Source organism: Heliobacterium mobile (assembly GCF_009720735.1).
Taxonomy (GTDB): domain Bacteria; phylum Bacillota; class Desulfitobacteriia; order Heliobacteriales; family Heliobacteriaceae; genus Heliobacterium; species Heliobacterium mobile.
In genome coordinates, this window is record NZ_WNKU01000009.1 from 1 (window position 1) to 19,918 (window position 19,918).

The following is a 19,918-nucleotide window of genomic DNA, read 5'->3' on the forward strand; positions in this document are numbered from 1 at the left end:
CTTCGATAACTTTATTGCTGATTTACCCTGTCAATTCAAGGCTCGACTGGGTTTTTCGGTGTGCGAAAGTTGAGTTATTATCTAAAAATGCGTTCAACAGTTGACGATGAGATTATTTATTACGCAGGTAAACGGAGTCTGGTCCAGGTTTGTCGCGGGAGGTCATAAATTCAGAGCCGAGCTCACCTCAATATCTCAGCGTATACCGTTTAAATCATGATATTATTGATTAAAATAACTGGTACAAGGTGTCAAGAAGGAGGACAATATGCAGAAAGTCGTTCCACATTTATGGTATGACAAGGAAGCTAAAGAAGCGGCTTTGTTTTATATCAGTTTATTTGACCAATCCAAACTATTAAATACAACAATTATAGAAAACACACCTTCAGGAGATGCAGAAATTGTAAGTTTTGAATTGGCGGGGCACCAATTTAGGGCCATTAGTGCAGGTCCGTACTTCCGATTTAACCCTTCTATTTCCTTGATGGTAGCTTGCTACACCGTAGAAGAAGTTAAAACCAAATGGAAAGCTCTATTAGAAGGCGGAACTGAATTAATGCCACTTGGTGAATACCCCTTTAGTAAGTTGTACGGATGGGTTCAGGACCGTTACGGTTTGTCTTGGCAACTTATGCTAATCGATAGTGGGCAAACTGTTCAAAAGATTACACCAAATTTGCTTTTCTCAAATGAATCATGTGGGAAAGCTGAAGAGGCAGTAAAGTACTACGTCGAAATATTTGAGGATTCAGAACTAGGAATAATCAGCAGATATGGAGAGAGCGAAGCAGCGTCATCAAAGGCAAAGGTGAATTATGTTGCTTTCAGACTTTGTAACGTTGAGTTTTCAGCAATGGATAATGCATTTGAAGTAGATTTCAACTTTAATGAGGCATTTTCACTCATAATAAACTGTAAAGATCAGGAGGAGATTGATTACTTCTGGGATAGGCTTTCAGCTGTACCTGAAGCAGAGCAATGTGGATGGATAAAAGATAAGTTTGGGGTTTCATGGCAGATTGTCCCGGAAAACATGAATGATGTCCTGTTTACTGGTGCAAAGGATGAAATCCGAAGAGTTACTGAGGCCTTCTTAGAAATGAAAAAGTTTGATTTAAACGCCTTAGAAAAAGCACGTTTAGGAAGTTGAGATAGTTTAATCAAGAATAATCCTAACCCCTTTTCTTCCGGCTAAGTATTTACTGCCCTTTTGGGGAATTGGCCTAACGGACAAATTTGGGCTGCGTATCAGCGATTACCTGGTTTAAAATGGCCTGATCATTTATGATAATTGAGACTCCAAGCAAAAAAGAGGCCCAGTACACCATTGTACTGAGCCTCTAACTTTCGTAGGTCAACTCAAATGTCCACTAAGGGAGCTCCCTTCCCAAAGAATCGCTCGATCTTTTTCTCCACAGTCGGATCCGGAATTAATGGGGGCGCATGATGCGGTTTGCTCCGCACATCAATGATAATATTGTCGCAACCCCAGTGTTTGTTCGCGTAAAAAGCATTTACACCATATATATCAACGGCAGGATTACTGCGGGTAAAGGTTACCCAAAGAAAATTTTTGTTTGAGCTGCTGATGTATTCACTGTCATCACATAACAAGATCACCGGGCAAGAGGGAATGGAGCCCCTTTTCTGAATCGCTTCAGATAGATCATTTAATTCCTTCTTGGCCTTTTCATAGGTTGAAAAAACGGGACCTTGAAGGGCCACGATACCTGGCAGGACTAAACGGGGTTCACTAAAATATGGCAAATCTTCAGGCAGTTTTTTTAATGGCTCAGGTATCTCCTTGCATAATTGTCTTTTTCTATCTCCATAAGCTGCAATAATTACTTTACTACCTTGGTTTAAGCCTGTCCCTGAATAATCTAAGGTATCAATCGTCGTGTTCGTTTGAAAGTGAATGTCACGACGCAGATCTAGTCGTTCTAAGATATAGGTTAAAAAATCAACTTCTCGATGCGTATCTAGCGGTCGGTCTTCTTCCGCCGTAATGAATAGATACTTCGCCAAACTCAATTGCCCTGTCCCTAAAATTCGGTTGGCAATCGTCAGAAGCTCAGCCGGTTGCTTTACTCGCTGATAAGGAGTGTAGCGCTCACTACCGATCGCAAAAAGCAAGGGATGTACGCCGGCTGCGTCGACAGCATGTACTTCTTTCACACCAGGGATCTCTCGTGGGATCGCATCCCCTGTAAGTTCATGAATGAGCGCCCCAAAGGATGTATCTTCTTGAGGCGGGCGGCCTACGACAGTAAATGGCCAAATCGCATTCTTCCTGGCATAGACCTTGTGAACTCTCAGCAAGGGGAAATCATGAGTTAGACTGTAATAACCGAGATGATCACCGAAAGGTCCCTCCGGCTTTGTTTCCCCGGGATGAATTTCACCTGTAATCACGAAATCAGCATCATGACTGATACAATAGCCGTCAACATAGCTGTATCGAAAGCGACGGCCTGCAAGCATGCCTGCGAAAGTCATTTCACTTAGCCCTTCTGGCAAAGGCATCACTGCCGATAGGGTATGAGCAGGTGGTCCACCGATGAAAATGCTGACTTTAAGGGGTTCTTCCTTTTTATTGGCTTTTGCTTGATGTACCCCGATGCCTCGCTGGATCTGATAATGTATGCCAATCTCTTTGTTCAATTCATATTCATTACCGTTCAATTGGACCCGGTACATTCCCAGGTTGGCATTCATAATTCCCGGTTTTTCGGGATCTTCACTATAGACTTGAGGCAAGGTAATAAAGGCGCCCCCATCCTTGGGCCAATGCTGAATCATTGGCAAATCGGCAATTTGGATTTCTTGAAACGAGGCTGGTAAGGAGGACTTTTTCATCGGTAATGCCTTGGCCGCTGCGAAGGCTGACTGAATATGAGCCATAGGATTTTTCAGCGCTTTGATGGGGTCGTTCCTCAGGGCAATCACATTTTGCGTGGCTAACCAGGTTTTGCGAAAAATAAATTTGCTTCTTTCGATCGTGCCAAATAAATTCGAAACAGCCCGGTATTTTGATCCTTTGACATTTTCAAATAACAAGGCAGGACCGCCCGCCTCATAGACTTTCAGATGAATCGCGGCCATTTCGAGATACGGGTCTACTTCTTCAGAAATACGGACTAAATGGCCATGCGCTTCTAGATCATCAATCGCCTCTTCTAGATTTCGATACATACTTCTCTGGCTCCCTAATGATTTTATTCACCCTTCACAAGAGTTATTTTATCGTACTCTTATGTTTTCAACAAACCGGGTACGCTATTACCGACATGTTTCTTCGGAGACAGCGTGCTGATGGCGTTTCTTTGCGTTTTGGGGGCGGGGGATTGTCATCGGGCTTTAGTTCGGCCTACTCGATGTTACGGCCTTAAATCATGTGGCATACCAGCGCCGATGAAAAACACATAATTTAATTCGTTCAATGTTTGTGAAATTGTTTTTTAATAAATTTTTGATATTATTAATATAAAATAGATGAAGGTGATTACTTTGATTAACGCAACATGCTATCGTTGCCGGCACGGTTGCTTTCGGGGAAGTTGCCTGTTAAAGTGCTTTTTCTCTGAAGCTTTTCAATATATTCATCGCGAAGACGAATTAATCATTTGCCCCACTGAGAATTTAACATTGATGAACACACAACGTTATTGCGGTTTTTCCTGTAATTTTGTTGATGATTTTTTGCAAGATAAACATAAAATAACATTCGATTTTTCTAAGGTAACATTTATGGACTCTACGGGTTTATCTGTTTTGGTTAGATTGTTTAAAATCACGCGCAACCTCGCAAAAGAATTTAGAATTATTGAAGCATCTCCATTTATTAAAGACGTATTTACCCACACAAAATTAAATAAAATAATTCATGTACAGTAAAAGGCATGGAAATACATATCCCGCCTTTTTTGAGAACCAGGTCCGAGAAGATTCTGGTCAATGAACGGTTTTGCTTTCAAACGGCAAAGTTGGACCGATTTTTTTAGCTGATACAAAAAAACAGCCCGGCTGTGTGACCTTAGGGCTGTCTTTGTTTCATTACCTTCCTAATACTTTACTCAGCATTTTCCCGCCGGTACCCCAATTATCAAGATCATTTTCTTTAAGCAGAACAATGAACTTGTCCTCGGCAATACCTAATGTCTCGCTAGCAACTTTGGTTAAGCCAACGATGAGTTTTTCTTTCTGTTCAGTGCTTATCTTGCCTGCTTCGAGTTGAATGAAAGGCACGATGACTCCTCCACTGTTGAACAGTATTCGCCTACCGAGGATAATTATTTCAAAACTCTGCTCTGTCCCTCACTCGATTCTAACCCCGGGAATTTCATGGCGACTTCGTTGTTCTGTTCCCTGTTTTGTTTAGTCGGATTGTTTTCAGTGTCAACCGGCCCACCAGGTACCGAAGTCAGATCGTAATTGTTGGGCATTGCTATCACCTCCCGGGGTTAGGGTGCCCAGGAAGCTATAAAAATCCGCCCATACTCACCGACTCCCCTACAACGTTTTTCTTAATCGCCTAATTGTTCTAAACATCAGCGATACAATGGAACGTATCCCAAGCGTTTCCGCCACAGCGACGTATATCAAACGTTCACATGAAAATCACTAAACGAACATATTTGTCATCTATACTAAGGTCATCGATCAAATCAATCAGACTACTCGTGACCAAGTTTCATTGAAGGAGTGGCTACATATGAGCATCGTAGAATTTGCCGAACGAGTCTTGGGGTATACCTTTTCACCTGCTATGGCCGCTGAAATCGAAGGATATTTTAAAGGCTCGACGGTTCCTTACATAAACACTGATAGGAGAAACTATTTGCGAGTTATTAATGCTTATAAAGCTTTTTTTGAAATCGACTAATCGGATCTTAGATGTCCGATGTGTTTCAAAGCTTCCCTTTGACAGAGCGGCTTTAGGGGGTGTGTAGAAACAAAGGCCTGGACCTTTTCCGGGGATGTTCTGGCATATTGGCGAAGTGCCCATCCGATTGCTTTTTGAACGAAAAACTCATTGCTACCAGCACACTGTAATATGTACCGGAACAGGCGACTTTCGTCTGTTTTTTCTTTGTAGTTCAGTTGGTATAAGATCGCTGACCTCTGGAGCCAAAAATCAGCATTGTCAATCCATCTATCCGGATAGTCTGGAATTAGTTGAGGGTAAGCAGTAAACATATAGCCCATAATCTGTGGCGATAGCAGATCAATCGTATCCCACCATTGCTTGGTCATGAGAAGAGGAACTAACCAAGGCATATCTTCCGGGCTAAGATTCTTTTTCGCGAACATTACGATTTCAATAGCAGCATATTGATATTCCCGTTCTGGTCGTCGCCAAAGTGTTTCGATGATTGCTTTGAGTTCTTCTTTTACGGGTAAGCCGTGACTCTTGATAAATTGTTTGATCAGCCTTTTTCGGACCGGGCTTCGAATACCTAAAAAGTCGAATTGAGATCGCATATATTGTTTTGACCACTCTGCATAACCAGCATCTGAGTGTAGAGAATATAACGCAACCAGTTCTTGAACATAAAAACTCATCGATTAGGCCCTCCAATGGTGAGATAGTCATAACCTGAACCCATAGTATATCATTTACAATAAGTTGACGAGGTTTCTATAGCTCATGAATCACCTTCTCATCGACGATATCAAAAGTAAAGGTCACTTCTCTTAGGGATACTTCTTCGGCCTACTGAATTCTACTGATTATTTTTCGATATGCGAGGTAAAAGAATTAACTATGCATTTACGCCCCGATCCGAAAAGCTGGTCTAAGGAAAATCTCACCCTTTCTTGGCTCGGTCACGCAACCTTTCTCATGAACTTTTTTGGTACTCGAATTCTGATCGATCCAGCCTTAGAAAATCGAATCGGCATCACGCCCTTAGGTAATTCGACGATCGGCCCCAAACGGTTTCATCCGCCTGCCTTGACGGCAGCAGAACTCGGCCCTGTCGATCTCCTACTCGTATCTCACGCACACACAGACCATTTTGACTATCCCACGCTGAGAAAAGTGCAATCGCCTCACACGATTGCAGTTACGGCCAGAGGCACTCTTCGTCTGTGGCGACGGCTTACGTTTAAGTCTGTCATCGAAATGCATTGGCGCGATGTACAGGAACTTTCCGGAGTCCGTATTCGTGCGATCGAAGGTAATCACTGGGGTGCACGGTTGCCTTGGTACAAAGAGATGGAAGCCAACAGCTTTTTGCTATCAAAGAACGGGGTTAACATCTTCTATGGTGCTGATAGCGCCTATACACCGAAATTCAAAGCGCAGCTAGCAGGCACTCCGATCGATCTCGCCATCATTGGTATCGGTGCCTATTCCCCAAAACCGTTCGAAGCCAGACACGCGACACCGGAGCAAGCCTGGCAGATGGTCGAGGAAATCGGCGCTAAGTATGTGATCCCCATGCACTTTAGCACCTTTAAGTTGTCCCAAGAGCCCATGGAGGAACCGCTCCAACGCTTTTTACATGCAGCATCAAGACAACTGGATCGCGTCGTCATGCGGGAAATCGGAGCCACATGGGTGATGCCATCTAGCAACATTTGTGAAAAGAAATAACACAGGCTATGATGAAGAAGGTAAATTCATCAAAGAAAAACCCTTGCTTAAAGTTTGCAAGGGTTTTTACTTTCACTTATTGGGCGCTGTTTGCCTTGACCGTGAAGCCCTTTGAAGGGCCCGTACTCGCTGAAGTTCCGGCGATACGTGCCAAGAAGGTGGCTCCCAAATTCTTTAGGTGCTCATCAATGTTGGCAAAATAGTTGAGGTGTGCTTGTTCTTCTTCAATAATCGTTTCAAATAACTTCATCGTAATGCTGTCTCCGTTTTCCCTGCAAACCAACAAAAATTGGTTATAAACGTCGACGGCGTCCTCTTCTCGTTCTACATCAAAAGGATAGATCAGATTAATTTCTTGGCCTTTTTCGATTTTACCCGATATTTCACTCGTAGGTTCGCCGCCCAGTTCCTTTATCCGCTCTGCAAAAGCTTCTGCGTGTCTCATTTCATCAATCGCGATTAGCTTCATATTGGCGGCTAACTCGCCATAATCCATTCCATCCAGGTTGTAATGCTGATTCATATACTGATGAATCGCCTGTAATTCCATGGAACGGGCTTTGTTCAAAACTTCGATAACCTTGTTTCTTCTTTCTTCTCTTGAGCCGTTTGCCATTAAGCGTACCCCTTTCATTTCACTTGATAGCAAAAGTGATTATTTGCTCTTTTTAATTCTCTATCAGAGCACCAAAAACCTTTTTTATAGTTCATTTTTCTCGAAAACAACAAATATTAATGTTTTTCTGATAGACCCTTGAGAGATTAACTGACGCTCTCTCTTTTTGAGTCTCTCATCTGTTTCAAGTGAGACAGTGAGTAGACTATCAACCCTGACCAGATGAAGGCGAAACTGATGACGTGAACAGTGGTAAATGTTTCATGAAACAGAAAGACACCTAAGAGCAGGCTTATTGTCGGGGATAGGTACTGGATGAACCCCATCGTGGAGAGCGGTATTCGTTGGGCTCCTTGGGCAAACCAGACGAGGGGCATGGCCGTAGCCACCCCGGCACCGAGTAAAAGGATCACGGTCAGCGAAGACCCATTCGATAAGGCAGACGCCCCGGTCCCCTGAAGGAAGAGCAAGTACAGAAGCGCCAAGGGTGTGACAACCGCCGTCTCTATCGCCAGCCCCACCATCGGTTCTAGAAGGACCTTCTTTTTAACCATACCGTACAAGGTGAAACTGATCGCCAGGGTCATGGCGATCCATGGAACTTGTCCAAAGTTTACTGTCAGAAAAAGTACACCCATGGCCGCTAGAACAATAGCCGCGATTTGTGCCCGGCTCAATCGCTCCCGCAGAAAAACCACCCCTACGGCCACATTGAACAACGGATTGATATAGTATCCCAGGCTGGCTTCGACCATGTGACCGTTGTTGACAGCCCATATGTAGACAAACCAGTTCACACTGATGAGCAACGATCCCGCGATGAGCCGCAACCGGTTGTTTTTCTCCCGAAGAGCCTCCTTCATTTTCCCCCACCGACCTGTAACAAACAAAACGGCCATGACAAAGACGAAAGACCATACTATTCGGTGAGCCAAGATCTCCGTTCCCGGAACCCCTCCGAGGGACTTCCAGTACAGCGGGAGCAGGCCCCATAATAAATAGGCGGCCAAGGCGTAATAGATCCCGGTTAATGTGTTTTCATGTGCTTTTTTATCATCTGATTGTATCATCTTTGCTTCCTCTCTTTTTGCGGCAGTTGCTGCATCGTCTCTTTACGCTTTTTATCTATCTTTTCTTGAGAGTAAAAATAACGACCCGGAAAGATATGCATGGCAACACCTTTCCGGGATCGTTTTCTATGGCCCGTTCTGTACGTCCTATTTCATTGTATTTTTTAAGTTTAGCACTAAATCTATCTCAAAGTAAGTGAACCTTATAAAATTCGCAATTGTTTATACAAGGCTCCTTTAGCGAAGAAGGGGCCTTTTCTATCCCCTCAAACTTAAAGGACCCATCGAAAATATGTAACGTATGGCGCTGAACGTAACAACAAACTATTTAACGAAGGGATGTTGCAAATGAAGAAAACGCCTGCACCCTTTGTTGCAGGACTTGCCCTCGCGACTGTGCTCACCTTTAGTTCTACCGCCTTCGCCGCGTCTGTTCCAACATCCCTGATTTCTTCTGTCTCGGCTACCTATAGGGTTCAAAAGAATGATAGTCTCTTCAAAATTGCCCAGAAGACCGGAGTCAGCATCGATCGTCTGGAGACCCTCAATGGGCTAAAAACGACGACTCTCTATCCGGGTCACTCGCTCTACCTAAGAGAAGCCAGATTACATACCACCAGTTCGGGTGACACCCTCTGGAAAATTGCCCAGAAGTATAGGACGACCGTGAGTGTCCTAAAGGAATTGAACAACCTAACCTCCGATGAGATCCAAATCGGCCAAGTACTGAAAATCCAAGAGGGCGCCATCATAAAAACTACTGAACCTACACCGGCACCCAACCCCACTACAAAGCCGACCATCCCATCGACGTCTCCGAAACCTCTTCCCAATGTTCCTAAACCTGTTCCGAAACCTATACCCTCCCCAACGTCGACCAAGCCTACAAATCCACCGTCAAACACACAAAAACCCACGCCGATGCCTGTGTCAAAGCCTACACCCTCTACAAAACCGGCCTCTGAACCAGTCCTCTCTTGGCCGGCTAAAACATATGTGGTGCGAGCAGGTGATACGGTCGATAAGCTGGCAAAACAATTTCAAGTCTCCGCGTCAAATCTTCTCCGTTATAACTATATGTCCCCGACGGATTGGCTCGATGCCGATGATCTGATCGCCGTTTCGGGCTATGCACCCCGGGCTTATGCCGTTCAGCCCGGCCAGGACAAAGCACCCGCCCGCGTCGGCAAACTTGTCGACTGGTTTTTAGACGGTCAGTATCTGCTTAAGCGAAATGATCGCTTTCAAATCACTGATGTTCTCACAAATAAAACCCTTCAAGTAAAAATGATGGGCGGATACAACCATAGCGATGTAGAACCCTTGACCACTAAAGATACGGCGGTCCTCAAGGATCTGTTCCCAGGCGGCTGGACCTGGACACCGCGGGCCGTCGTCGTCTATAAGGATGGTATGAACATTGCCGCATCGCTCTCCGGGATGCCTCACAGCTTCGACAGTATTCCCGATAACGGTGTCGACGGTCATATCGACCTGTACTTATCCAACAGCAAAGGTCACGGCAGCGGTGTTTCACTCGCCTACCAGAAACAGCATGCGGATATGGTGAAAAAAGCCGCGGGAAAATAAATAGAGAACCACAAGTATACCTTCACGTGCCAAAGCCCGGTGTACCACAAGCCGGGCTTTTTATCTTGCTTTATTACCAGCAAATCTTATCCTAGGAACTAGCACTGGTAAATTTCAGTCCAATAATCCCTATTAGAATCATCGCAAGAAAGACCATTCGAGGGAAGTCTCGAGGTTCTTGAAAAAGGACGATTCCTAGGATGACGGCACCTACAGCCCCGATACCTGTCCATACGGCATAAGCGGTCCCGATCGGCAGGGTCTTCGACGCCAGGGCTAGAAAATAAAAACTAACAGCCATCCCTGCCGCCGTGATCAAAGACGGATATAGCTGGGTAAACCCTTGGGAATATTTGAGCCCGATGGCCCACACCACCTCGAAGATCCCCGCGATAACTAGATAGGTCCATGCCATATACAGGCCACCTCGCTTCTAAAACAAATCCCTTCCTTACAAAAAAGTCTTCCCTATCTGAATCGAAAAGTCTATCTATATCTAAGAAACCGTAGTAAGACCCGGGAAGATATCCATAGAGATAGCTTCCCGGGTCTTACTCTTTCTAATAGACTCTTTCTAAAACACACTTTCGGAAACGCAATTCTGAAATACTTTTCTTGAGTCGCTCTTCCTATATAAGCTGTCTTGGAATTGCCTGCGTCGGTCCAACCGAAAGTAACAGAGAGTCTAGGCACGTTTTGCTATTGGCTTCTCACTTATAGGGATACCGGTACCAACTGCATCTGTCGCACGTCGACGAGCCCTTTATCGGTCAGCTTCAATTCGGGGATGACGGGGAGGCTGAGAAAAGCCAGCGTCAGGAACGGGTCGTACTCCCGATGAACGCCCAACTGCCGAGCGATGTGGAGTAATTCGTTCAGCTTGACCCGCACCTCGTAAATATCCCCCTCCGACATTAAACCGCCTAAGGGAAGGGGCAATGAACCGAGGACTCGTCCATCGGCCACGATAGCCAAACCTCCTTCAATGCGCTTGATTTCCTCGACGGCGAGCAACATATCTGTATCGGTAGCACCAGCGACGACCAGGTTATGAGAGTCATGGGCGATGGTGGAGGCGATGGCCCCGATGCGCATCCCTAAGCCATAGACAAAACCGACGCCAACATTACCGGTCTGTTTATGCCGCTCGATGACGGCCAGTTTGAGCAGGTTCTCTTCCGGAGCCGCCACAAACCGTCCGTCCCGGACAGGGACAGCCATGATCCGCTCTCGAGTGAAGATTTGCCGGGGTGCCAATTCGATGACACGAGCCATCACGGATCGTGCCGGCACTTGTAAATCTTCTAAAGTAAGTTCACCGATATGGAGCGAGCGGTGGACTGGTGTTCCTGGTATCAGTGTCTTCTCAAAGAGAGGCTGCCCCTTCTCGGCCACTTTTTTTCCTGCCTTAAAGACCGCATGGGGCTTCCAGTCCGTTACATCATCAAAGACGAGCAAATCGGCCCGGTAGCCTGGAGCTACCGCACCTAAGTCATGAAGTCGGAAATAGGTGGCCGTATTGATCGTGACCATCTGGATCGCCGTTGCGATATCGATTCCGGCGTCGACGGCCATTTTCACCATTTGGTTGATATGGCCCAATTGAATTAGATCGTCAGGATGGCGGTCATCGGTCACCATGATACAACGCCTGGACATTTCCGGTTTTACGGCCGGCAGGAGATCGAGAAGGTTTTTGGCTGCCGATCCTTCCCGCAGCATCACCACCATACCCTTGGACAACCGTTCCGACGCTTCTGCAGCAGTGGTACATTCGTGATCCGAACGGACTCCCGCTGCGATATAGGCGTTCAAAGCTTTGCCGGTCAAGGTAGGCCCGTGGCCGTCGATGACCCCTTCCCCTACCATTTCCAGTTTAGCGACCACTTGTTCATCTCTTGATAAGAGTCCGGGAAAATTCATCATCTCACCCAAACCGAGGACCCGCGGGTGGTCAAGGAATTCGGCCAAGTCGGAGGCATTCAAGATCGCACCGGACGTTTCCAATGTCGTTGCCGGTACCGCCGACGGGAGCATCAAATAGACGTTCAAAGGGATCTGTTCCGACGAATCCAGCATAAACCGGATACCCTCTCGGCCGGCTACATTGGCGATTTCATGAGGGTCGGCGATGACCGTCGTTGTTCCCAAGGGGACCACGGCTCGAGCGAACTCGCTAGGGCTCACCATGGAGCTTTCGATATGAACATGACCGTCAATAAAGCCCGGTGTCACGTACCGGCCTGAGCAGTCGTATTCCACCTCGCCGGAATAGTCGCCCACCCCAGCGATGTATCCCCCGACGAGAGCGATGTCTCCCCGTTCGAATTCACCTGTGAAGACATTGAAGATTTCCGCATTTTTTAAGACTAGATCCGCTGGTCTTTCTCCATTTGCCACGGCTATCAGATCTTTTACCGGCTTTTTCACCGTTCTCACCTCTAGGCGATCGATATGCCCACTCGTTTGGCGACCCGCTCGAGACTTTCGTTAGCTTTTCGCCGGACTTCTTTTTCATCCATCCCATTCAGCACGCGGTTCTCCATGAGGATGTTTCCATCTACAATGGTCGTCTCGACCTGGGAGCTCTGGGTTTGGTAAACCAGTTGCGAATATATGTTGACCCCTTTTTGCGGTGTCGTCCGCAATTCGTCCAGATTGATGATCGCCAAGTCTGCCTTTTTGCCGACTTCTACGCTGCCGATTTCCGCTTCCAATCCCATCGCTCTAGCCCCGCCGATCGTGGCCAACTCAAAGACCTTCGGCGCCGGCATCGCTCTCGGCCCGTAAAAAGGCTTTTGGATCAGGGCAGCCATGCGCATTTCGATAAATCCATCGAGATAATTGTTGCAAGGTGCGCCATCGGCGGCGATCGATACATAAGCACCCCGGTCGAGTAGTTCTGGAATCTTGGCGAACCCAGAGGCCAGCTTTAAGTTACAACTGGGGCAGTGGGCGATTTTGGTTTGTGTTTGGACGAGGGTTTCCATTTCCTCTTCGTCTAGATGAATGCAATGAGCTACGATGAGGTTTGGCGCCGTCAAGCCCAGTTTTTGCAAGTACAGGACATTGCGCATCCCGCTCATCTGATATACGAATTCGACTTCGCCTTTATTCTCCGAAGCGTGTGTGTGAATCATCACCCGGTACTGTTCGGCCAGTCTGACCACTTCTCGGAGCAGTTCTTCCGTACAGGACACGGCAAACCGGGGCGTAAAGGCGTATTGTATGCGTCCATTCCCTTTTCCATGCCATTTTTCCAGCATGCGGAGGCTCTCGTCGATGGAATTTCTCGTTTTTTCCCGCATCGGTTCGGGAACCTCGTCGCCCAGATCCATCATGCACTTTCCGGAAATAGCCCGGATACCGCTGTCATAGATGGCCTGAAAGTTTTCATTCGTATGGTTCACCGTAGCCATATCAACGATGGCTGTCGTGCCGCCTTTGATCAGTTCACCGGTGCCGAGCATAGCCGAATAGTAGATCGACTCCGGATCATGACCGCTTTCCAAGGGCCAGATCTTTAACTTGAGCCAGTCGAGCAGTTCTAAGTCGTCCGCTTGTCCACGAAATAAGGTCTGACATAGATGAATATGCGGCTGAATCAAACCAGGGATGACCACTTTTCCCGCGGCGTCGATGGTCCGTCCCGCCTGATGGGGTAAATTATCACCGATGGCGGTGATCCGATTTCCCTCAATATAAATATCGCCTGTGAGGATATCTCGGTTTGGGTTCATCGTCACGATCGTTCCGTTTTTAATTAACAGAGACAAGGCGCTCACCTCCGCAATTACTCCGTCACCAAAGAGTCTCTGGGGATTCACCGGACAGTCCTTGGCATTCCGCCATTAGGCAATATGGACTTAGAAGTCAAGCGGCAATCTTCGGACAGAATTAGGCAGTCTTGAGCCACTTCATCTGTGCTGTAAACTATGATCATACAGCACAGGGAAAACAGGGTGTGTCGACAACCTTTGGCTTTTGCATAGGTCGCCGACACACCGGATTTCCCAGCTTGTCCTTACATAGGAGATAACTCCGCCTGTAACGACATCCGAAGAGGAGACTCTATCATTTTATCATTTACTGCGATTCCTGGGAGGGTTGGAATATACCCGGGCTAGTGAAGACGCATATAGAAGTTGATGAGGAATGCGAAGGAGATGAGCCACATAAAAATGCTCACTTCTTTGAACCGGCCGGTCAGGGATTTTAAGAAGGTATAGCTGATGAAGCCGAAAGCAAATCCGTTGGCGATACTGAACGTCAGGGGCATCATAATCACCGTTAGGAAGGCCGGGACGCCGTCGGTGAAATCGTCAAAACTGACATGTTTGATTTCGGCGAGCATCATGGCACCGACCAGAATGAGCGCTGGGGCGGTGGCAAAGCCGGGGACGATCCCGATGAGCGGGGCGAAGACCAGCGATATCAGGAATAAGGCGGAAACCGTCAAAGCCGTCAATCCTGTTTTCCCGCCTTCGGCGATGCCTGCAGCACTTTCCACATAGGAAGTCACCGTCGATGTGCCAAAGATAGCGCTAAAGAGGGTCCCTACCGCGTCGGTGGTGAGAGCACGGTCAATGTTTTCGATATTGCCTTGATCATCCATCAAATTGGCCTTGCGTGTTAAGCCAATCAAGGTTCCCATGTTGTCAAAAAGTTCGACGATGGTAAAGGTAAAGATGATCGAAAAGATGCCGTACTGCCACGCACCGGCGATGTTCAATTGCAGCAACGTAGGACCGACGCTCGGCAGGGTAAAGCTCATGATGTCGGCAATTCCCTTGGGGATGGTTACGACACCGGCAATCATTCCGAGCAGAGTCGTGCCGAGAATCCCGATGAGCATAGCACCCTTTACATTTCTGGCGATGAGAACTGCCGTGAGGATCATGCCAATGCAGGCGAGGAACGGTTCTGGAGCCGTCAAGTGTCCGACGGCGACAAAGGTAGCTTTATCAGCGATGATGATACCCGCGTTTTTCAGTCCGATAAAAGCGATAAAAAGGCCGATCCCGACACCGATGGCGCTTTTTAGGTTCATCGGTACAGCTTTGATGATCGCTTGACGGACCCCGCCAAGGGTTAGCACTAAGAACAGTAAACCGGAGAAGAATACAGCACCCAGGGCCGTTTGCCAGGGAAGGCCGAGCACACCGCAGACATAATAGGCAAAAAAGGCGTTCAGACCCATGCCCGGCGCAACAGCGATGGGAAAGTTGGCCCAAAGGCCCATCAGCAAAGTGGCCACGACGGTCGCGTAAATGGTGGACGCAATGGCGGCCTCTTTGGGGATACCTGCATCAGCGAGGATATTGGGGTTGACAAAGATGATATAGGCGAGGGCCACAAAGGTGGTCACGCCGGCGAGGATCTCTGTTTTTACATCGGTCCCTTTGGCCGAAAGATGAAAGAGCTTGTCCATTAGGCCTTTCTCAACAGGGGCTGAGGTGGATACTTTGGTGGACATAGAAAATCCTCCTCTACTCTTTTTTTCACTGGGAATAGGCAACTACCCATGCAAGAACGATCACAACCTTGCGCGGAGGCAACGTACGTCCCCGGAAAAAATCCCCCCTCATTCAACGATTGGCCGGTAGCGACAGTTATTGCACGAACGTTCACAACATTTAGGCTAATGCAATAATCGTGCCAAGCTGTTTAGGGGGGTACCGATGCAAAGATATTTGAGGGGCCTTCTCTTTTGTCCGCCCTATGTAGAGAAAAGAAGTTACAAGCTTTTTTCATCAAAAATAAGTCAGGAGGCTGTCTGACTCATTTTGAGATAGCACTTGTAATCTCGAATCACAAAACCTCTGTACCTGCGGCAGCTCTTGTGATCTCATTTTGAGCTTACCAAATAATATTGAGACTGCTTTTAACGTAATTTTTCACTGACTGTTTAATCTCACACGGACCGCCTCCAATGCTTTTTGACTATCTACGTCAGTGAGCACTCCTTCATCATCGACAGGTACGGCTAGATGATCGGGAAACTGCGCCATCAGTTGGCGACCGCCTTCATCTCCTGCCAAAGAGAACAAGGCAGGAAAGCATTGGCGATGAAAATAGACGGGATGGCCCTTTTTCCCTCGGAATGTCGGATAGGCGATATCTGGTTTGGTTGAACGAATCTGCTGCAGCAAGTAACTCACTGTTTTTCGCCGAATCAAAGGCATATCTCCTAAAAAGAAGAGCACCCCATCGATATTCGCTTCATTACCGGAAGACTGCAGCGCCTGAATAGCCGTCGCTAATGAAGTTCCCATTCCCTTCTGCCAGTCCTGGTTCATTACCACGGTATGACCATATTTCTTGGCCAGTTCCTCTACATCAGAGTCGGCGCCTGTGACGACTAGCCGTGATGAAAAAGGGATGGAATTGACTAACCGCAGTGTCCAAGCCAAGAGTGGACGCCCGGCCAAAGATGCCCGGAGTTTTCCCCCGCCAAAACGACTCGCCCGGCCGGCGGCTAGAACGACAGCGACGATAGAAATATCCTGTTTCGTGACTTTTCCCTTTGAGTCCCCTCTACGGCTGAATCTTTTTGCTTTGCTTACTTCAAATCTTTGTTTATTTTTTTTTCCGGTTATCCGAATGCTCTTTTGAGGGAAACATCCGTCCGCTTCGCTCCATAGATAAGCGGAGTAGGATTCGTCACAGACTTTCCGCCATAGGGCCGGGGAACCGCGATCGATCAATCGAATCGTTACGCCATAGTCGACAAGCTGCCTCAGTGTCCTCTCATGATACTGACGAAGAGCATTCCATAGCTCCAGATCCACCTGCTCCGGCAGTGCAAAAAACTCATCAGCCAGTTCGGCTCGATGCAGCACATCCTGGACAGGCTTTCCGAATGCCTGCAAGGAGGCCAAGCAGAAGATATCGGTAACTCCCGAAGGAAGCACCGGTTCTCCCTGCCCCCAAACTTTTAAGGGGAGGCCTCGGCTTCCGTCAGCTTCCACTAGAATGACATCGTAATCATTGGTTAAGGTTGAAAAAAGACCGGCGTCGAGGCCTTCCACTTTCCCTTCCGGACTTATCCCCCTACCCCATAAGTAAAGCGAGTCACCCGGCGGTGGTTCCGAACCTAGCCATAGGGACGCTTGTCCCGCTTCTGGTGGGTACATTTTCGTCGTCGTCGATAGGAGCACTCGTTTTCCTGACTGATGCAGGTATCGCCCCAAGGCATAAAGCAGTGTCGTTTTCCCGCCGCCGCCTACCAAGGCCACAATCGCCGGAAACGGGGAAAGCAAGCGGGCAGCCGTAGCGACCCACTTGCTTTTTACATCGTAACTGCCGGTGCAGCTATCTCTCATAAGATAACCTCTCCTTCAGCCCCCGCCGTGAGTAATCGAGAATAGAGCTAGGTCGAACTCGATACCATCGGTGGAATGGAAGTCCTTAAAAATTGCACAACAAAATTGCACATCGTTAACGTTGCAGGAACGCGAGTTATCTATTTTCGTCCCTTGTCATAAGCGGTCCCTTTTAAGGGTAAGGAAAAGCGAAGCTGTTTGTCAAACCGGAAATAGGCTGAGGCAACAGCTGGGGCTACGGGGATGGTAGCGATCTCGCCGACTCCTTTAGCGCCGAAGGCTAGCGGCGACGGGTTCTTTTCGATCAAGATGGTCTCTACTTCAGGCATATCTGTAGAACGGAACAAGCCGAGCGTACCGAACTTGACCTGTGGAACCCCTTGGTTGAGCGGAAAATCCTCCCTTAGCGCGTAGCCAAGGCCCATGGCGACAGCTCCCTCCACCTGGCCTTCGATCGCTTTCGGGTTAATGGCCCGGCCCACGTCATGGGCGGCGATGACTTTGGTGACCTTGCCCTGATCGTCCAAGAGAACGACGTGGGTGGCATAGCTGAAGGCCACATGGTTCACCGGATTGGGCTTCGGCGATTCGAGAGGGTCGGTGACGCCGTGGTATTCACCGAAAAACTCGCGTCCTTCCAGTTCCTCTAAGGAGGCGCTTTTTAATCCCTGCACCAGTGCCGAGGCTGCCTGTCGGGCTGCTTCACCGGTGAACAAGGTTTGCCGGGAGGCGGTGGTGGTCCCTGAATCAGGGGTCTCCGACGTATCCGGTGCGACGAGTTCCAGTTGATCGAGGGGTAAGCCGGTCACTTCTGAGACGATCTGTCCTACGATGGTGGCCAACCCCTGCCCGATACAGGCCGCACTCGTCAGAATCCGTACCTTTCCCTCTTTGACTTGCAGCTTGACCCGGCCCACATCAGGTTTGCCTACGCCGATACCTGTATTTTTTAGAGCACAGGCGATCCCGGCGTAAGGGTGGGCTTCGTAGACTTCCCGGACAGCCAACAGGGTTTCTTTGATGGCGGTGCCCTCGTCAGCGATTTGTCCGGTGGCGTTCGTCATACCCGGTTCTAGAGCATTGCGATAACGAATTTCCCAGGGCGATAGACCGGTCTTTTTCGCGAGCAAGTCTAAGTTGCCTTCACAGGCGAAACAGGATTGCGGAACGCCGAATCCGCGAAAAGCCCCGGCTGGCGGGTTGTTGGTATAGACACAGAGGCCGGTGATGTCGACGTTGGGCACATGGTAGGGGCCGCCTACGTGGGTGCAAGCCCGCTCCAGCACGGCTGGACCTAGGGAGGCATAGGCACCTGTATCGGCAGTGAGCCGCGCGATCATGGCCGTTATTTTTCCATCGTCGTCGCAGCCGGTGGTGAGTTCTACCTCCATGGCATGCCGTTTCGGATGGACATGGATGCTTTCCTGGCGCGTTAAGGTCAATTTGACCGGTTTTCCCGTTTTATAAGCGAGCAATGCCGCATGATGCTGGACCGATAGATCTTCCTTGCCGCCGAAACCGCCGCCGACGAGTTTGCTGATGACCCGCACTTTATCGGCAGGCAAATCGAGGATCGCCATGATTCCCTGCTGGTCTTTGTAGACGCTTTGAGTGGTCACGTAGACGGTCAGGACACCTTCTTCTCCGGGGACAGCCAGGGCGCTCTCCGGTTCCAAAAAGGCATGTTCTGTCGCTGGGGTCGTATAGCGGTGGGTGACCACATGGGCCGAGCGGGACAAAGCCTCTTCCGGATTCCCGCGGCGAACTTTTGTTGTCGAGAGGAGATTCCCTTTTTCATGGATCTGGTGGGCTTCGGGAGCCAAGGCATCTGCCGGCGTCACTACCGGTTCCCGCTCTTCATAGTCCACCTGGATCATGCGCAGAGCCTCTCGGGCGATTCGCTTCGTTTTGGCGGCTACGATGGCCAAGGCATCGCCGATATAGCGCGTCTCTTCTCCTTCGGCGATCAATGCTGGCCAATCTTTGAAGATGAACCCCCAATGGCGCTGTCCCGGCACGTCCTTAGCGGTGAGCACCGCTTCCACGCCGGGCAGCGCAAGGGCTGCTGAAATGTCAATCTGTTTTATGTAGGCCCGGGCCATCTTTGTCCGCAGTACGGAACCGTAGAGCATTCCCTCTACGTGAAGATCGTCCACATACTGGCCCGTGCCGAGTGTTTTTTCGTGAGCGTCGACTCGGTTGGTGTTAAAACCGATCCCGGAATGGGGGTCACTGGAAGGTATCATCATATCGCCCCGGAGCACTTTGGCCGCCATGGCGATAGCTTTTTCGATTTTGACATAGCCTGTACAGCGGCAGATATTGCCCCGTAAGGCCGTTTTGATTTCCTGGTTCGTCGGATTCGGCTGTTTATCGAGTAACGCTTTGGCACTGATGACCATGCCGGGAATGCAAAATCCGCACTGCACCGCACCGGCTTCGGCAAAGGCCCAGGCGTAGCTTTCTTTTTCTTCTTCGGAGAGGCCTTCGACGGTCAAAATCCTTTTTCCGTCCACCTTGGCTAGCGTGTACAGGCAGGCCCGCATGGCTTTCCCATCGATGAGGACCATACAGGCACCGCAGGCCCCTTCGCCGCAACCGTTTTTCATCGAAGTGATGTGGAGCGTATCCCGCAAAAATTCGAGCAGATTTCCATCATCGGTGACACTGTGGACCGCGCCGTTTACATGGATGGTATGCATACAGCATCTCC

Annotated in this window: 17 protein-coding genes; 5 read left to right on the forward strand and 12 right to left on the reverse strand. The window is 48.6% G+C overall.

Annotated features, from left to right (window positions below):
* The first annotated feature begins 268 nt into the window (after positions 1-268).
* Positions 269-1,153 (forward strand): VOC family protein, encoded by an 885-nt coding sequence (locus GJ688_RS09240; protein WP_155476271.1) that lies wholly within the window; start codon positions 269-271, stop codon positions 1,151-1,153.
* 209 nt (positions 1,154-1,362) lie between these two features.
* On the opposite strand, the gene GJ688_RS09245 is transcribed toward GJ688_RS09240, so the two are convergent.
* Positions 1,363-3,198 (reverse strand): UbiD family decarboxylase, encoded by a 1,836-nt coding sequence (locus tag GJ688_RS09245; protein ID WP_155476272.1) that lies wholly within the window; start codon positions 3,196-3,198, stop codon positions 1,363-1,365.
* 456 nt (positions 3,199-3,654) lie between these two features.
* Here GJ688_RS09245 and GJ688_RS21550 point away from each other — a divergent pair, with 456 nt between their 5' ends.
* Positions 3,655-3,900 carry an STAS domain-containing protein gene (locus GJ688_RS21550; RefSeq protein WP_170291831.1) on the forward strand — a complete coding sequence of 82 codons (246 nt, stop codon included), beginning with the start codon at positions 3,655-3,657 and terminating at the stop codon, positions 3,898-3,900.
* A gap of 159 nt (positions 3,901-4,059) precedes the next feature.
* Here GJ688_RS21550 and dmpI read toward each other — a convergent pair whose 3' ends face one another.
* Together dmpI and GJ688_RS09260 are read right to left on the reverse strand one after the other, a co-directional pair.
* A complete protein-coding gene (dmpI, locus tag GJ688_RS09255; RefSeq protein ID WP_170291832.1) occupies positions 4,060-4,251 on the reverse strand; it encodes a 4-oxalocrotonate tautomerase DmpI in 192 nt (63 codons plus the stop codon).
* 44 nt (positions 4,252-4,295) lie between these two features.
* Complete coding sequence (locus GJ688_RS09260; RefSeq protein WP_155476275.1) at positions 4,296-4,448, reverse strand: hypothetical protein; 153 nt, start codon at positions 4,446-4,448, stop codon at positions 4,296-4,298.
* 269 nt (positions 4,449-4,717) lie between these two features.
* Here GJ688_RS09260 and GJ688_RS09265 point away from each other — a divergent pair, with 269 nt between their 5' ends.
* The gene (locus tag GJ688_RS09265) at positions 4,718-4,888 is read left to right on the forward strand and encodes a hypothetical protein (RefSeq protein WP_155476276.1); all 171 of its coding nucleotides are present in this window, start codon (positions 4,718-4,720) and stop codon (positions 4,886-4,888) included.
* Here GJ688_RS09265 and GJ688_RS09270 read toward each other — a convergent pair.
* Positions 4,885-5,568, reverse strand: coding sequence for a DNA alkylation repair protein (locus GJ688_RS09270; protein ID WP_155476277.1), 684 nt, complete (start codon positions 5,566-5,568; stop codon positions 4,885-4,887). The genes GJ688_RS09265 and GJ688_RS09270 overlap by 4 nt on opposite strands.
* 202 nt (positions 5,569-5,770) lie before the next feature.
* Between GJ688_RS09270 and GJ688_RS09275 the strand changes: the two genes are divergently transcribed.
* On the forward strand, positions 5,771-6,604 hold the full coding sequence (locus GJ688_RS09275) for an MBL fold metallo-hydrolase (protein WP_155476278.1): 834 nt from the start codon (positions 5,771-5,773) through the stop codon (positions 6,602-6,604).
* A gap of 76 nt (positions 6,605-6,680) precedes the next feature.
* On the opposite strand, the gene GJ688_RS09280 is transcribed toward GJ688_RS09275, so the two are convergent.
* Complete coding sequence (locus GJ688_RS09280) at positions 6,681-7,220, reverse strand: ferritin-like domain-containing protein (protein ID WP_155476279.1); 540 nt, start codon at positions 7,218-7,220, stop codon at positions 6,681-6,683.
* A gap of 146 nt (positions 7,221-7,366) precedes the next feature.
* Entirely contained in the window at positions 7,367-8,290 is a 924-nt protein-coding gene (gene rarD / locus GJ688_RS09285) for an EamA family transporter RarD (protein ID WP_155476280.1), read from the reverse strand.
* 348 nt (positions 8,291-8,638) lie between these two features.
* Between rarD and GJ688_RS09290 the strand changes: the two genes are divergently transcribed.
* Positions 8,639-9,880, forward strand: a complete 1,242-nt coding sequence (locus tag GJ688_RS09290; RefSeq protein WP_170291833.1) for a LysM peptidoglycan-binding domain-containing protein — start codon at positions 8,639-8,641, stop codon at positions 9,878-9,880.
* A gap of 91 nt (positions 9,881-9,971) precedes the next feature.
* On the opposite strand, the gene sugE is transcribed toward GJ688_RS09290, so the two are convergent.
* From sugE to xdh, 6 genes are all read right to left on the reverse strand, one after another.
* Positions 9,972-10,295, reverse strand: a complete 324-nt coding sequence (gene sugE, locus GJ688_RS09295) for a quaternary ammonium compound efflux SMR transporter SugE (RefSeq protein ID WP_155476282.1) — start codon at positions 10,293-10,295, stop codon at positions 9,972-9,974.
* Positions 10,296-10,594: 299 nt separating this feature from the next.
* The gene (gene ade, locus GJ688_RS09300; protein ID WP_328597346.1) at positions 10,595-12,310 is read right to left on the reverse strand and encodes an adenine deaminase; all 1,716 of its coding nucleotides are present in this window, start codon (positions 12,308-12,310) and stop codon (positions 10,595-10,597) included.
* Between the two features lie 11 nt (positions 12,311-12,321).
* The gene (locus tag GJ688_RS09305; RefSeq protein ID WP_456237462.1) at positions 12,322-13,665 is read right to left on the reverse strand and encodes a 5'-deoxyadenosine deaminase; all 1,344 of its coding nucleotides are present in this window, start codon (positions 13,663-13,665) and stop codon (positions 12,322-12,324) included.
* A gap of 338 nt (positions 13,666-14,003) precedes the next feature.
* Positions 14,004-15,356: an NCS2 family permease gene (locus GJ688_RS09310; RefSeq protein ID WP_155476284.1), complete on the reverse strand. Its 1,353-nt coding sequence runs from the start codon at positions 15,354-15,356 to the stop codon at positions 14,004-14,006.
* Between the two features lie 421 nt (positions 15,357-15,777).
* Entirely contained in the window at positions 15,778-17,205 is a 1,428-nt protein-coding gene (yqeC, locus tag GJ688_RS09315) for a selenium cofactor biosynthesis protein YqeC (protein ID WP_155476285.1), read from the reverse strand.
* A gap of 140 nt (positions 17,206-17,345) precedes the next feature.
* A complete protein-coding gene (xdh, locus tag GJ688_RS09320; protein WP_155476286.1) occupies positions 17,346-19,907 on the reverse strand; it encodes a selenium-dependent xanthine dehydrogenase in 2,562 nt (853 codons plus the stop codon).
* Positions 19,908-19,918 lie beyond the last annotated feature (11 nt).

Bases quoted from the DNA above. Each gene is read 5' to 3' on its own strand.
- GJ688_RS09240 (WP_155476271.1), top strand. From the start codon at position 269: ATGCAGAAAGTCGTTCCACATTTATGGTATGACAAGGAAGCTAAAGAA.
- GJ688_RS09245 (WP_155476272.1), bottom strand. From the start codon at position 3,198: ATGTATCGAAATCTAGAAGAGGCGATTGATGATCTAGAAGCGCATGGC.
- GJ688_RS21550 (WP_170291831.1), top strand. From the start codon at position 3,655: ATGAACACACAACGTTATTGCGGTTTTTCCTGTAATTTTGTTGATGAT.
- GJ688_RS09260 (WP_155476275.1), bottom strand. From the start codon at position 4,448: ATGCCCAACAATTACGATCTGACTTCGGTACCTGGTGGGCCGGTTGAC.
- GJ688_RS09265 (WP_155476276.1), top strand. From the start codon at position 4,718: ATGAGCATCGTAGAATTTGCCGAACGAGTCTTGGGGTATACCTTTTCA.
- GJ688_RS09270 (WP_155476277.1), bottom strand. From the start codon at position 5,568: ATGAGTTTTTATGTTCAAGAACTGGTTGCGTTATATTCTCTACACTCA.
- GJ688_RS09275 (WP_155476278.1), top strand. From the start codon at position 5,771: ATGCATTTACGCCCCGATCCGAAAAGCTGGTCTAAGGAAAATCTCACC.
- GJ688_RS09280 (WP_155476279.1), bottom strand. From the start codon at position 7,220: ATGGCAAACGGCTCAAGAGAAGAAAGAAGAAACAAGGTTATCGAAGTT.
- rarD (WP_155476280.1), bottom strand. From the start codon at position 8,290: ATGATACAATCAGATGATAAAAAAGCACATGAAAACACATTAACCGGG.
- GJ688_RS09290 (WP_170291833.1), top strand. From the start codon at position 8,639: ATGAAGAAAACGCCTGCACCCTTTGTTGCAGGACTTGCCCTCGCGACT.
- sugE (WP_155476282.1), bottom strand. From the start codon at position 10,295: ATGGCATGGACCTATCTAGTTATCGCGGGGATCTTCGAGGTGGTGTGG.
- GJ688_RS09310 (WP_155476284.1), bottom strand. From the start codon at position 15,356: ATGTCCACCAAAGTATCCACCTCAGCCCCTGTTGAGAAAGGCCTAATG.
- yqeC (WP_155476285.1), bottom strand. From the start codon at position 17,205: ATGAGAGATAGCTGCACCGGCAGTTACGATGTAAAAAGCAAGTGGGTC.
- xdh (WP_155476286.1), bottom strand. From the start codon at position 19,907: ATGCATACCATCCATGTAAACGGCGCGGTCCACAGTGTCACCGATGAT.